The following is a 12,753-nucleotide window of genomic DNA, read 5'->3' on the forward strand; positions in this document are numbered from 1 at the left end:
GCGACTCAGCGCACCGGCATGCCGGGTTGGGCGGTGTCATCGGCATCGAGCAGGGCGAGTGCGCCGCCATCGAAACCGGCCGACAGGATCATCCCTTCGCTCACGCCGAAGCGCATCTTGCGCGGCGCGAGGTTGGCGATGAACACCACGCTGCGGCCGACCAGCTTGTCCGGCTCGCCATAGCTGCCGCGGATGCCGGAGAAGATCTGGCGCTTGCCAAGATCGCCCGCGTCCAGTTCGAAGCGCAGCAACTTGTCCGAGCCTTCGACGAACTCGCACACCAGCACCTTGCCGATGCGCAGGTCGAGCTTGGCGAAGTCATCCATGCCGATGAAGGCGGATCCTTCGGCTGCAGCAGGTGCCGGCGCGGCATCCTTCTTCTTGTCCTGCGGCTTGGCCGCGACCGGTGCGGCCGCGGTTGGCGCCAGTGTGTCCTTGGAAGCGTCGGTCATGGCGTCGATCAGTTTCGGGTCGATCCGGGTGAACAGCGCGGTGTAGGGCTGGATGACGTGCGCGGTCAGCGGTGCATCCAGGTCGCCCCAGGTCTGCACGGGGGCGGACAGGAAAGCCTCGGCTTCGGCGCTGGTGCGCGGCAGGACCGGCTTGAGCGCGGCGGCCAGCACGCGGAACAGGTTCAGGCCTTGTGTGCACACCGCCTGCAGCTGCGCATCGCTTCCTTCCTGCTTGGCGATGACCCACGGCTTGTGTTCGTCGATGTATTTGTTGGCCTCGTCGGCCAGCGCCATGGTCTGGCGGATGGCCGCGGCGGCATCGTTGCGTTCGTAGGCTTCGCGGATCGGCACCAGTGCTTCGACAAAGCGCGCGTACTGCGCTGCATCGGGCAAGGTGTCGGCCAGTTTTCCGTCGAAGCGCTTGCCGATGAAGCCGGCGCAACGGCTGGCCAGGTTGACGAACTTGCCGACCAGGTCCGCGTTGACGCGCGCGACGAAGTCACCCAGGTTCAGGTCAAGGTCGTCGACGCCGCCTGAAGACTTGGCTGCGAAGTAATAGCGCAGCGCCTCCGGCTCCAGGCCCACATCCAGGTAGGTGCGGGCCATGACGAAGGTCCCGCGCGACTTGGACATCTTCGCGCCGTCGACCATCAGGTAGCCGTTGACGTGCAGGCGCGTCGGTGCACGATGGCCGGTGCCGTGCAGCACCGCGGGCCAGAACAGGCCGTGGAAGTTCACGATGTCCTTGCCGATGAAGTGGTGCAGTTCGGTATCGGTGCCCGCGGCCAGGTGCGGCGCGAAGTCCTCGCCGATGCGCGCGCACAGGTTCTTGAAGCTGGACAGGTAGCCGATCGGCGCGTCCAGCCACACATAGAAATACTTACCGGGCTGGCCGGGGATCTGGAAGCCGAAATACGGCGCATCGCGCGAGATGTCCCACGCGCGCAGGCCGCCTTCGGCATCCAACCATTCCATCAGCTTGGCCTTGACGCCCGGGCGGGCGACATCGCCGGCCAGCCACTCGCGCAGGAAGCCGTCGAAGTGGCCGACTTCGAAGAAGAAGTGTTCCGAATCGCGGATTTCCGGCGCCACGCCGGACAACACCGAGCGCGGCTCGATCAGTTCGGTCGGGGCATAGGTCGCACCGCAGTTCTCGCAGTTGTCGCCGTACTGGTCGGCCGTGCCGCAGTTGGGGCAGGTGCCCTTGATGTAGCGGTCCGGCAGGAACATGCCCTTGGCCGTGTCGTAGAACTGGGCCACGCTGCGGCGGCTGATATGGCCGGCCTGTTCCAGCTTGGCGTAGAACGCTTCGGTCAGTTCGCGGTTGGTGTCGCCATTGGTCGAATCGTAGTTGTCGAAGGCCACGCCGAAGGCGGCGAAATCGCGCTCGTGGCTGGCCTGGATGTTGGCGATGAAGGTTTCCGGGGTGACCCCGGCCTTTTCTGCGGCCAGCATGATCGGCGTGCCATGGGTGTCGTCGGCGCAGACGAAGAACGTCTTGTCGCCACGCAGGCGGCGGGCGCGGACCCAGACATCGGCCTGGATGTAGCCGACCAGGTGGCCGAGGTGCAGGGGCCCATTGGCGTAGGGCAGGGCGGTACTGACGAGTGCGGTGCGGGTCATGGCGGTCAAACGGCTGGGGTCGCCGATTATCGCATGGGTGCGCCGCAGGCCCTGGAACGCAGGACGGCCCGGGCGATGCCGGGCCGTCCTGGGCTTGCGTTGTGCTGGCTGGCGTTATTCGCGGACCCAGGTCTGCGCGCGGCAGATGAAAGGTGATGCAGCCGGAAACATCCAGCTTCTCCCCGCCGGGTTGCAGTTCCATCTTGGACTTGTAGGTCTTGCCGTTGGCCGGGTCCAGGATCGTACCGCCGGCCCATTCGTTGGCGCCGTCCGGCTTGAGGTTCCACAGGATGGTCATGCCCTTGATCGGCTTGTTCCTGCGCTCGCCCGAGCAGCCGTCGCAGACCGGATTCGGCCCCTTGTCCGACTTCAGGATCTCCACGACCTTGCCGGTCAACCCGCTGCCATTACTGGCCTCGGTGATCTCCACGATCGACTTCACCTCACCGGTCTTGTCATCGATGGTCTTCCAGCGGCCAACGGCGCCATCGGCCGCCATCGCGCTGCTGCAGAACATCAGCAAGGGCAGGGCAAATAGTGAGTTCTTCAGAATGATTCGCATAGCCCCTCCCAGGGATGTCGTGTGCTGCCGTGTTGGCTATGCATTTATATCAGCATACCTCGGCGTATGGGTATGGTCTTCCTAGAGGCCGTTGGTTCGGCAGCAGCCGAACGCGGGCACTAACCGTTGGCCGGCCTAGTGTCAGTTGCGGGTTTGCCATCAACCACAACGCCCCCAGCTCGTAGCACATCGCGTAAGCCATCAACCATCGGACCATAGCGCTTCCAGCGTTGCATCGAGCTGCGATAAATCGGTGAGCGCACTTGGATGGCGCTGGCGGTGGAAACTGGAGAGGAATTATGTTCGAAGCTAAGGCAGGCGTCTTCCCAAGGAAGTTCACAGAATTCCAATAATCGATGGGTGCTCTGGACCTGGTTTGTCACGATGTCCTCGTAGTTAACTTCGAGAATGCGGCCGGGTAGTAATTTTTGCCAGTGGGCCATCAGGCGGTCAAAGCCGATGTAGTAGCGTCCACAGTCGAGAAGGTCAAAGGAATAGTTGTACGACGCCGACATCGCGAACAGCTGACGGAAGTTGGCGATGCAGGTATCCATTGGATCACGCCGCAAGCAGATGATCTTTGCTTCTGGCAATGCTTGGGCGATCCAACCCGCGTACAGGAAGTTATGCGGTAGCTTGTCGATGAATGATGGCGTTTTGCCAGACATGGTGCGTGTGGTTTGCAGGTAGTCTTGGCCCAAGGCTGCCCAGTCGATATGCTTGGCAGCGGCCAAGGTTTGTGGATCCAACATCCATGGCGAGTGCACGCCAGATGCCTTCTTGAAGGCCACTGGAAACTGCTGGAGTTCGCCAGCCGAATGCACCATGGAATGTGATGAGAGGATACGTTCCAGCAGCGTCGTGCCACTACGTGGCATTCCCATGATGAAGATGGGGGCTTTTCCAGGTTGTCCCCGAGTGCCGGCTGGCAGGATGTCTGTACTGGCTTCAATGATCGAATCGAATAGGGCACTGTCTTCCGGCCCTGATCGATCGAGGCGGGGCTGCCATGCCAATTTTCCGGAGATCAGGTAGGACATTGCTTTCTCAGGCTGCCCGAGGTCGTCGTATTCCTTCTCCAGCGCCAAGTTCAGATAGAGCTGTGCTTCGGGATCCACGTCGTATTGAAGTAGAGCCTGCAATCGATCGACGTGGTTGTTTTCAGCCGTCTGCCGCGAAAGTTGCGCTAAGGTCAGGTGTGCTCGCCAATAACGTGGCTGCAAGCGGATACAGGTCTCACATGCCTGGATGGCTCCGTCGATCTCGCCAATGGCCATGAGTGAAGTTGCCAGGTTGAAATGCAGGCTGGGTTGATCCGGCGCCAGTTCAACCGCTCGACGGAAGGCATTTGCGGCGCTGGCATGTTCCGCACAGCGGGTAAACACCACGGCCAGCGTGTTGAGTGTCATTGGGTCTGAGCCGGGCAACTTCATGGCCCGCTCTGCTTCTTTTAATGCTTCCGGAGGTTGATGGCATTCCAGAAGCAAACGAGCAAATTGCGCCGCATAGTCGGTGCGCTGCGGGCTCAGTTTCGTTGCCATCAGCAGATGGCGGAAGCCATCTTTGAGGGTGACTTGTTCAAGCGCGGCCACGCCGATAACGAAATGCACGCCAGCGTGTTGGGGTAGCTGTGGCAATAGTGACTCGGCGAGTTGTCTGGCTCGTAGCCATTGACGTCGATTCAGGGCATCCACTGCCGCGACATAGCGTTGGCGTAAGTCCTCCATGCCTGTTGGCTCCGATTTTGATAGAGAAAAAAAGAGGCCCCGTTTCCGGGGCCTCCAAGCATACGTTCAATGAGTCAGGCGATCACTTGCCGAAGTCATAGCGGAGTTCGGCGAACACAGAGCGACCATAGACACTATAGATGTAGTTGTTATATGGCGTGGTCGATGTGCCTGGGTAGTTATAAGCCTGGCCGTCGGGGAGCTTGTTGCCGATGTTGTTGACTTGCAGGGAAAGGCGCAGATTTTCTTGCGCTTGATAATCCACGCTCAGGTTAAACGTGGTGTAGGTTCCCCACTTTCCTGCTTTGGCACCTGAGGAGTGCACGTAGTCCCAGCTGTCTTGGGCGTAGGCCAGATAGTTGGGTGTGGCACCCAGCATGTTGGCGTACAGAGTGCTGGTCCAGCGGGACACGCTCCAAGCCAGAGAGGCGTCAGCTTTCCATTTTGGACCGGCGTCGTAAACCCAGTTGGCATATGGATCGTTGATCAGATCGGTGAATGGCTGGGTGCTGTCAGACTGCAGTTCATGTTTACGCTTATTGGTGTAATTGGCCGAGAACATGAGTTGGCCGAAACGCCCAATGTCCTGCAGGTATTTACTGCTGACGGTGAAGAGTTGCAATTTCTGTCGTGCGACATTGATGCGCGGTGTATAGACCTCCTGAAGTGAGCCGTCCGAACCACGGGTCACCCACGCATAAGCGTTATCGCAGGAGATGATGCCGGCGCCAGCCTCTCCATTCCGGCAGTAGTACTCCTGCAGCAGGATCTGATCTGTACTGAGCTGGTCGACTTCATTCTTGATGTCCCAACTGTAGTAGTCCACACCCAGCGAGAAGTTCGCGCTTGGAGCCCAGACCACGCCCATACTCCATGTGTCGGCGGTGATCGGTTCCAGGTCAGGATTGCCCTCCTTGGTACCGAAGTACTGAGCGTTGTCATAGCGTGCCGAGCAGCCATCGGTATCGGCAGGTGTGTAGCCTTCCAAGCCGCAGTTGTAATAGTCGGTTGCGTACGAGTACGAGCCGCTCAAGCCCTGGAACTGATCGGGCAGCGTCGGCGACTTGAAGGCTGTGCCGTACTTGCCACGGAACAGCAGGCTGTCGATTGGGCGGAACTCTAAGCTGGCGCTCCAGGTTGCCTTGTCGATCTTGGTGCCGTAGGCATCATATGCGTCATAACGACCGGACACCGACGCGGTCAGTGAATCGACGATGGGCACACGCAGTTCGGCCATGGCCGCATATTTGGTGCGATGGCCGGAACCGGCAACGTCAGTGGTGCCCCATACCGCTCCTTCCATGATGCCGGGGATCGGCTGGTAGTCCCAGCCTTCATTCCCGGCTTCTACTGCGACGGCCAAACCGGCAGAACCAGCAGGCAGTGAGAACAGGTCGGTGCTGGTCAACTGGGCGCGGAAAGTATCATCCCAGGTCTTGGACTTGGCCGTGCCATAGCCGGTAAAGCTGGCGAAGTCCTGGGGCGACATTACGCTGTAGAAAGCCGCGTAGTCGGGGCGGAACACTGGATAAGCATCGAAGTACGGATCCAGGCCGAGCTGCGGACCAAGGACATGTTCGTCGAAATAGGCATTGATCTTGTCTGCCCAGCGCACGAAATTACGGGATTCCAGTTTGGTTTCGTTGCGAGTGAAGCCGATGTCGTAATCCCAGCTCTCGCCGAATGACCCCTTGCCGCCAAGCGTGACTGTGTAGCTATTGGTGGTGTCTTTGTCCATGATGTTCTTGTAGCCTGCGCCGCCGATGTCTTCGGGCGAGAACGCACGCTGCAGATTTAGCAGGCTGTCGTAATCCGGGTCATAGTAGTAGCCGTATTTAACGCCAGTACCCCACCAGGTGTAGCTGCTGCCGGCTGCATACTCGGCGGCGGTATGGCTATAAAGCACTTCACCGTACAGGTCGAAGTTGTCGTTGACGTTGAAGGTAGTGCGGTTGTAAAGCTGCAGTGCCTCCTTCCCATTCTTGACCGTGCGATAGCCGGGAGCATAGTTCGAACCGCAATAGTTGCCGTAGCCAGCACGCGTCTGGTAGCTCTCGGTGCCGCCGAACTGCGAGGTTACGGCGGAGCAATCCACCCCGTCAGGAAACAGATAGCCGTTGCTGCCGAGGCCGTTCTCCGAGATTTGCCGATAACCGTAGACCAAATAGTCTCGCGAGGCAGGTGAAGCGCTGTAGCCATCAGTGTTGGTCGAGTCGGTCAAATCCCGCTGGTAGCCCCAGATCGGCTTGGAATTCTCATACTGGACTGAGGTGATAGCGTGCAGGCGATCATCAAACGCGTTGAAGCCATTTGTCAGGCTGAGGCGGACAGCATTGCCGCCGCCTTCGGTATAGGTTCCGCCGCGAACGTTCAGCGTGGTCCCTTCGTAGTCTTTTTTCAGAATGAAATTGACCACGCCAGCCAGCGCGTCGGAGCCGTACAGCGAAGACGCGCCACCTGGAAGGATTTCCACGCGCTCGACGGCGTCAATCGGGATGCCACTGACGCTGTTGAAGGCATCTGTGCCGTTGTACAGGGCTGGATAGTTGCCCATCGGGCGCCCGTTGATCAGGAATTTGGTGTAGGACGGCTTCAGGCCGAACATGCTGACTGTCTCGGCGCCCTGTGTGAAGCTTGCTGAAGTCTCGCCACCCTGAACGCCACCGCTCGCCAAGCTGCTGGAACGCAGGATGTCGATCACGCTTGTATATCCGCGTGCGTGGATGTCTTCGGCATTGATCGTGATGACCTGCGTAGCAGTCTCAATCTGGGACTGTGGGATCAACGAGCCAGTGACCGTGATTTTGTCGAGATTCTTGGTCTCGGTATCGGAGGATGCCGCGTCCTGCGCGAAGGCAGCAGCTGGCAGCAGGAGAGCGGTGAAGACAGCAGCCGTCAGGCGGCTCCGTTTCGGGGTATGGCGCGTGCGAGACATTGAGTTAAATCCCCTAAAAAAGTGTCATTTGTCATTGCAAGGTGCCAGTCCATGGCCGTATGTCACTTTGTGTGACGCAATCCATCACAACGCGAAATTAACATGGCATTCATCGGGAGCGGCGAGAAAGTTTCCGTTGAAAATGTGATGTAAGTCACAAATTAAAAAGATGTCATCCACCAGTCAGTCTCGCGAAAACGACTTGTCGCAGGTGAGTAAGCAATCCGATTCCAGGACAATGAGCGGATGAACACTCCCGCACATCGGCCCCAGGGCGGCCTGCAGCCCCATCCCCGTGTCCGCAACGTCATTGCCGTGGGTTCCGGCAAGGGCGGGGTGGGCAAATCGACGACGGCCGTGAACCTGGCGCTGGCCCTGGCGGCCACGGGTGCCCGGGTGGGCGTGCTGGATGCGGATATCTATGGGCCGAGCATCCCGGCCATGCTGGGTTTGTCGGGCAAGCCGGACAGCCCGGACAACAAGTCGATCGAGCCGATGCGGGCCTTTGGCCTGGACACCATGTCGATCGGGTTCCTGATCGACCCGGATACGCCGATGATCTGGCGCGGGCCGATGGCGACCGGGGCGCTGACCCAGTTGTTCAACGACACCCTGTGGGGTGACCTGGACTATCTGCTGATCGACCTGCCGCCGGGCACGGGGGACATCCAGCTGACCCTGTCGCAGAAGATCCCGGTGGCCGGGGCGGTGATCGTCACCACGCCGCAGGACATCGCCACCCTGGACGCGCGCAAGGCCTTGAAGATGTTCGACAAGGTCGAGGTGGCGGTGCTGGGCATCATCGAGAACATGGCCCAGCATGTGTGCAGCAATTGCGGGCATGTCGAACACCTGTTCGGCCAGGGCGGCGGGCTGGCGATGGCCACCCATTACGGCGTACCGCTGTTGGGATCGCTGCCGCTGGACATCCGCATCCGCGAGCAGGGCGACGCCGGTGAGCCGGTGGTGGTCGCCGCGCCGGATTCGCCGGTGGCCCAGGCCTACCGCGATGCCGCCGTGGCGTTGATTGCCGAACTGGACAAGCGCCCGCGCGCATCGATGCCGATTGCGTCCTCGCTGGTCTGAATGCTTGCCGGGACAGCCTGTTCCGGCGCCCTTACAATGCAGTCTTTCGCACCGCACTACCCCAAGGGAACGAGCACCGAATGAGCATCAAGAGCGACCGCTGGATCAAGCGCATGGCGCAAGAGCAGGGCATGATCGAGCCGTTCGAGCCGGGCCAGATCAAGCATGATGCCGACGGCCACCGCATCGTCAGCTACGGCACGTCCAGCTACGGTTACGACGTACGCTGCTCGCGCGAGTTCAAGGTGTTCACCAACATCAACTCCACGATTGTCGATCCGAAGCACTTCGACAGTGGCAGCTTCGTGGATATTGAATCGGACGTGTGCATCATCCCGCCCAATAGCTTCGCGCTGGCGCGCACGGTGGAATACTTCCGCATCCCGCGCAGCACGCTGGTGGTGTGCCTGGGCAAGAGCACCTACGCGCGCTGCGGCATCATCGTCAACGTCACGCCACTGGAGCCGGAATGGGAAGGCCACGTGACCCTGGAGTTCAGCAACACCACACCGCTGCCGGCGCGCATCTATGCGAACGAGGGCGTGGCGCAGATGCTGTTCTTCGAATCCGATGAAGTCTGCGAAACCAGCTACAAGGATCGCGGCGGCAAGTACCAGGGCCAGACCGGCGTGACCCTGCCGCGGACCTGAGTTCACCACGGTGTTCGCCAGCGCTTCCACGCTGGCGGTGCAGGAACAAGGCGTCGCACGCAGGTGCGGCGCCTTTTCTTTTGGTTGATCAGTTCCGGCAGGTCGCGGTATCGCCGCCCATGCGCTTGAGCAGCAGGTTGACGCCGGCCAGGATCAGCAGCAGCGGCCACCAGGTGCTGATCAGGTGGCCCGCGTCGAAAGTGGAAAAGCCCAGGTTGTCGAGCAGGAACAGCGTGCCCAGGACGATCAGGACCAGGGCGGGGATCAGGTGACGACGCATGGTGGTGTTCCTCGGCGGGTGTGTGCAGCCATGCTCGCCTTCGCCGCCTCGGGAATCAGGTGCCAGAAGTCAACACTTTGCGGGCTTGGATCGGAGCGCGGTGGCTGGATGGTTCGGTTGCCGTGACCTATCGCGGGCGGGGTGGGCGCGCGGCGACGCTTGTCAGCGTTGCCCCAGCAGCGCACGCCAGCGCGCGATCTGTTGTGCCAGTGCTTCGGGCGTGTGGCGTTCCGCATGGCCACTGCCCCAGACCGGGCCGGGCCAGGCCGCGTCGCCGGTGCGGCGACCGACCAGGTGGACGTGCAGCTGGCGCACGATATTGCCCAGTGCGCCGATGTTGAGTTTTTCCACCCCCGATTCGGCACGGATCAGCTGGCCGGCCTGGTTCACTTCGACCAGCAACAGGCGCTGCTGGTTGCCGTCCAGTTCGATCCATTCGGTGGCACCGCTCACGCGCGGCACCAGCACGATCCACGGAAACCGCGTGTCGTCCATCAGCCGCACCTGCGACAGCGGTCCGTCGGCGACGAACACGCTGTCGGTGGCAAGCCTGGGGTCGAGTTCGAAGTCCGCCATGGGTCAGTGCTTAACCGATGTTTTCCTGCAGGAAGGCGACGGCGCGGCCGAACGCGGTCTTCGCACTGGCTGCGTCATACACCGCCGGGCTGGCGTCACGGTTGAACGCGTGGTTGGCCGGGTAGGTGAACACGTCCATGTCCGGCCAGGCCTTGCGCTGTGCCTCGACGATGTCAGGCCCGATCGACTTGTCCTGTTCGCCGAAATGGAACTGCACCGGTGCCTTGAGCGGCTGGCCGATGAACATGCCGTTGCGCCCGCCGTAATAGCTGATGCTGGGCAGCGCCAGGCGCTGGGCCGACAGCAGGGCGACCGTGCCACCCCAGCAGTAGCCGACGGTGGCGACCTTCTCGTTGCCGGCAGCGGTACGCGCGGCCTGCGCGGCGACGTCCACCAGGTCCACGGCAGCATCCAGGCCGATGGTGCCGACCAGCTCCAGGCCACGCTTCACGCCGCTATCGTCATAGGGCAGTTCCAGGCCGGGTTCGACCAGGTCGAAGAAGGCCGGTGCGATGGCCAGGTAGCCTTCGGCCGCGTACTGCTCGGCCACGCCGCGGACATGTTCGGTCACACCGAAGATCTCCTGGATGACGATCAGGCTGCCGCGGACCGCGCCCGTCGGTTCTGCCTGCCAGGCCGCGACCGGGCCCTTCGAAGTGGTCAACGTGATCCATTGGCCCATGGGGGGCTCCAGTGCATGAAAGAGTGAACGGCCGAGTCTAACGGCGGGCTGGCGACGGGTCTGGCACAACTGTGCCGTGAAAGCGTCCTGCTGGTGGACGTAGACGGATCAGGTGTTGCTGCCGTAAGACACGCCCATGATCACGAAACTGCCGGTGCGGCCGGGCAGGGCGGCTTCGAATTCGTCATCCACACGCTTTTTCAGCATGGCCCGGGCCAGTGGCGAGTCGATGCTGATGTGGCCCAGCGCCGCGTCTGTTTCGTCGGGGCCGACGATGCGATAGCGCAACGTGTCGCCGGTGTCGTTGTCTTCCAGCGCCACCTGCGCGCCGAAGAACACGGCCTGTGGATCGGAGGGCGCGGCATCGACCACGCGCAGGGCTTCCAGGCGCTTGCTCAGGTAGCGCACGCGGCGGTCGATTTCGCCCAGCTGCTTCTTGCGATAGGTGTACTCGGCGTTCTCCGAACGGTCGCCTTCGGCCGCGGCCGCGGACAGCGCCTTGACCACTTCGGGGCGGCGTACGCGCCACAGATCGTCCAGTTCGGCCTTGAGCGCGGCGTGGCCGGCAGGCGTGATCAGGGCGGTGCTTTTTTCGGCAGGCGGGCGCCAGCGGCTCATGCGGGACTGCGCGTTGGGACGACGGTGGCCGGATTTTACGCCGCCCTGCACTTGTGCTGGCCGAGGCGCCTGTTGGAAGCTTGCCGCCGCGCAAGACAAGGGGACGTCGCCGCATGCTGATTCTTCCGCTGCACAAGCCATTGGACCGGTCGAATTTCCCGTTGGCCACACTGCTGTTGATGCTGGTCAACGTGCTGGTGTTTTTCACGCTGCAGGGGAGCGATCCGGCACGCATGGCCAAGGCCGTGGCCAGCTATGACAACGCAGGACTGGTCGATGACGAGGCGCCAGCCTATGCGCGCTGGCTGCGTGAGCACGGCCGTGCCGAGGATGCCGAGCAGCTGCTGGCCCTGCCGGACTCGGACCGCAGCCATGCGGTGATGCAGGCGACGTTGTACGACCTGCCATTCCTGCAGGCGCTGGGTGAGGGTGCGTTGTTCGACACGCCGGGGCAGCTGGCCGACTGGCGTATGCGCCGTGCCGGTTACGACGCGCAGTTGGACCAGGTGTTCACCCAGCGCTACGTGCTGCGACATGGCGAATGGTCGATCAAGCGGATGCTCTCATCGGCCTTCCTGCATGGCGGGGTGATGCACCTGCTGGGCAACATGCTGTTCCTGATCGCCATCGGCGTGTTGCTGGAAGGGGCGATCGGCCCGGCCGCGTTGCTGGGCGTGTACCTGCTGGGCGCGCTGGGGTCGAGTGCGGCCAGCCTGTTGTGGCGGGCCGGTGAGATCGGCGGCGGCCTGGGCGCCTCCGGTGCCATCGCCGCGATGATGGGGGCGTTCTGCGTGGTATGGGGGCGGCAACCGGTGCGTTTCTTCTACTGGTTCGGCGTGGTATTCGACTACGCGCGCGCGCCGGCGATCTGGCTGTTGCCGCTATGGCTGGGCTGGGAGGTCTACAGCCTGCTCAGCGCCCCCGAAGCCGGGGTGGCCTTCGATGCGCATGCGGGCGGGCTGGTATGCGGTGCGTTGCTCGGCGCGGCGCTGGTGGCCACGGGTCGCAGGCGCGATGCGTTCATCGCCGATGCGCCGGAACCGGTGGGCGCCGATGATCGCTGGGCGCGTGCGCAGGTCCACCTGGGTCGCATGGAAAACGACCAGGCAGAACAGCTGCTTGCGGCGCTGGCGGCCGAGCAGCCGCAGCGCTTCGAGGTCGCCCTGGCGCGGTACCGCGCGGCGCGCAATGCAGGGCAAGCTGCACGCATCCAGCAAAGCACGCAGGCGTTGCTGGCCATCGTCGCGGGCGATGGCGCCCAGGCCGCCATGCAGGCTGAAGTCCTGCAACAGGAGCGCCCGACGCTGGACGGTGCCTGCCGCGTGGCACTGGCCGGGCGCTGGATCGAGCTGGGCCAGCTGAAAGCGGTGGAAGCACTGCTGCAACAGGCCGCCGATCTGTCGCGGGCCGAGCAGGCGTTGCTGTGGTTCCGCCTGGCGCTTGGCCATGGTGAAACACAGGCGCGCGATCAGCAGCAGCGCCTGCTGCAGGCCGTGATCGAACGCTTCCCGGACCTGCCTCAGGCGGACAAGGCGCGGTTCCTGCTGGACAACGGTTGAGCG

The 12,753-nt window shown here is 62.3% G+C and carries 10 protein-coding genes and 1 pseudogene; 3 read left to right on the plus strand and 8 right to left on the minus strand.

What is annotated here, in order from left to right; genetic code table 11:
* Nucleotides 1-5: 5 nt before the first annotated feature.
* The 4 genes and pseudogenes from metG to O8I58_RS00425 all read right to left on the minus strand — a co-directional run bounded on the left by metG (nt 6) and on the right by O8I58_RS00425 (nt 7,299).
* Complete coding sequence (gene metG, locus O8I58_RS00410) at nt 6-2,075, minus strand: methionine--tRNA ligase (RefSeq protein WP_298319740.1); 2,070 nt, start codon at nt 2,073-2,075, stop codon at nt 6-8.
* A gap of 114 nt (nt 2,076-2,189) precedes the next feature.
* Nucleotides 2,190-2,637 (minus strand): annotated as a pseudogene (locus O8I58_RS00415) (DUF2147 domain-containing protein).
* A 119-nt stretch (nt 2,638-2,756) separates the two neighbouring features.
* A complete protein-coding gene (locus O8I58_RS00420; RefSeq protein ID WP_298319742.1) occupies nt 2,757-4,364 on the minus strand; it encodes a tetratricopeptide repeat-containing sulfotransferase family protein in 1,608 nt (535 codons plus the stop codon).
* Nucleotides 4,365-4,446: 82 nt separating this feature from the next.
* Nucleotides 4,447-7,299, minus strand: coding sequence for a TonB-dependent receptor plug domain-containing protein (locus O8I58_RS00425; protein WP_298319745.1), 2,853 nt, complete (start codon nt 7,297-7,299; stop codon nt 4,447-4,449).
* Nucleotides 7,300-7,545: 246 nt separating this feature from the next.
* Between O8I58_RS00425 and apbC the strand changes: the two genes are divergently transcribed.
* Both apbC and dcd read left to right on the plus strand, forming a co-directional pair.
* On the plus strand, nt 7,546-8,385 hold the full coding sequence (apbC, locus tag O8I58_RS00430; protein ID WP_298319747.1) for an iron-sulfur cluster carrier protein ApbC: 840 nt from the start codon (nt 7,546-7,548) through the stop codon (nt 8,383-8,385).
* A gap of 80 nt (nt 8,386-8,465) precedes the next feature.
* Complete coding sequence (gene dcd / locus O8I58_RS00435) at nt 8,466-9,035, plus strand: dCTP deaminase (RefSeq protein WP_298319749.1); 570 nt, start codon at nt 8,466-8,468, stop codon at nt 9,033-9,035.
* 88 nt (nt 9,036-9,123) lie between these two features.
* On the opposite strand, the gene O8I58_RS00440 is transcribed toward dcd, so the two are convergent.
* The 4 genes from O8I58_RS00440 to greB all read right to left on the minus strand — a co-directional run bounded on the left by O8I58_RS00440 (nt 9,124) and on the right by greB (nt 11,191).
* Nucleotides 9,124-9,315 (minus strand): LiaI-LiaF-like domain-containing protein, encoded by a 192-nt coding sequence (locus tag O8I58_RS00440; RefSeq protein WP_298319751.1) that lies wholly within the window; start codon nt 9,313-9,315, stop codon nt 9,124-9,126.
* A 162-nt stretch (nt 9,316-9,477) separates the two neighbouring features.
* A complete protein-coding gene (locus tag O8I58_RS00445; RefSeq protein ID WP_298319752.1) occupies nt 9,478-9,891 on the minus strand; it encodes an HIT family protein in 414 nt (137 codons plus the stop codon).
* Nucleotides 9,892-9,901: 10 nt separating this feature from the next.
* Nucleotides 9,902-10,573, minus strand: coding sequence for a dienelactone hydrolase family protein (locus O8I58_RS00450; RefSeq protein ID WP_298319754.1), 672 nt, complete (start codon nt 10,571-10,573; stop codon nt 9,902-9,904).
* 108 nt (nt 10,574-10,681) lie between these two features.
* Entirely contained in the window at nt 10,682-11,191 is a 510-nt protein-coding gene (gene greB, locus O8I58_RS00455; RefSeq protein ID WP_298319756.1) for a transcription elongation factor GreB, read from the minus strand.
* Between the two features lie 113 nt (nt 11,192-11,304).
* On the opposite strand from greB, the gene O8I58_RS00460 reads away from it, so the two are divergent.
* Complete coding sequence (locus O8I58_RS00460) at nt 11,305-12,750, plus strand: rhomboid family intramembrane serine protease (protein ID WP_298319758.1); 1,446 nt, start codon at nt 11,305-11,307, stop codon at nt 12,748-12,750.
* Nucleotides 12,751-12,753 lie beyond the last annotated feature (3 nt).

The organism is Pseudoxanthomonas sp. (assembly GCF_027498035.1).
Classification (GTDB): domain Bacteria; phylum Pseudomonadota; class Gammaproteobacteria; order Xanthomonadales; family Xanthomonadaceae; genus Pseudoxanthomonas_A.

Coding starts and splice junctions, on each gene's coding strand:
- metG (WP_298319740.1), bottom strand. CDS start 2,075: ATGACCCGCACCGCACTCGTCAGTACCGCCCTGCCCTACGCCAATGGG.
- O8I58_RS00420 (WP_298319742.1), bottom strand. CDS start 4,364: ATGGAGGACTTACGCCAACGCTATGTCGCGGCAGTGGATGCCCTGAAT.
- O8I58_RS00425 (WP_298319745.1), bottom strand. CDS start 7,299: ATGTCTCGCACGCGCCATACCCCGAAACGGAGCCGCCTGACGGCTGCT.
- apbC (WP_298319747.1), top strand. CDS start 7,546: ATGAACACTCCCGCACATCGGCCCCAGGGCGGCCTGCAGCCCCATCCC.
- dcd (WP_298319749.1), top strand. CDS start 8,466: ATGAGCATCAAGAGCGACCGCTGGATCAAGCGCATGGCGCAAGAGCAG.
- O8I58_RS00440 (WP_298319751.1), bottom strand. CDS start 9,315: ATGCGTCGTCACCTGATCCCCGCCCTGGTCCTGATCGTCCTGGGCACG.
- O8I58_RS00445 (WP_298319752.1), bottom strand. CDS start 9,891: ATGGCGGACTTCGAACTCGACCCCAGGCTTGCCACCGACAGCGTGTTC.
- O8I58_RS00450 (WP_298319754.1), bottom strand. CDS start 10,573: ATGGGCCAATGGATCACGTTGACCACTTCGAAGGGCCCGGTCGCGGCC.
- greB (WP_298319756.1), bottom strand. CDS start 11,191: ATGAGCCGCTGGCGCCCGCCTGCCGAAAAAAGCACCGCCCTGATCACG.
- O8I58_RS00460 (WP_298319758.1), top strand. CDS start 11,305: ATGCTGATTCTTCCGCTGCACAAGCCATTGGACCGGTCGAATTTCCCG.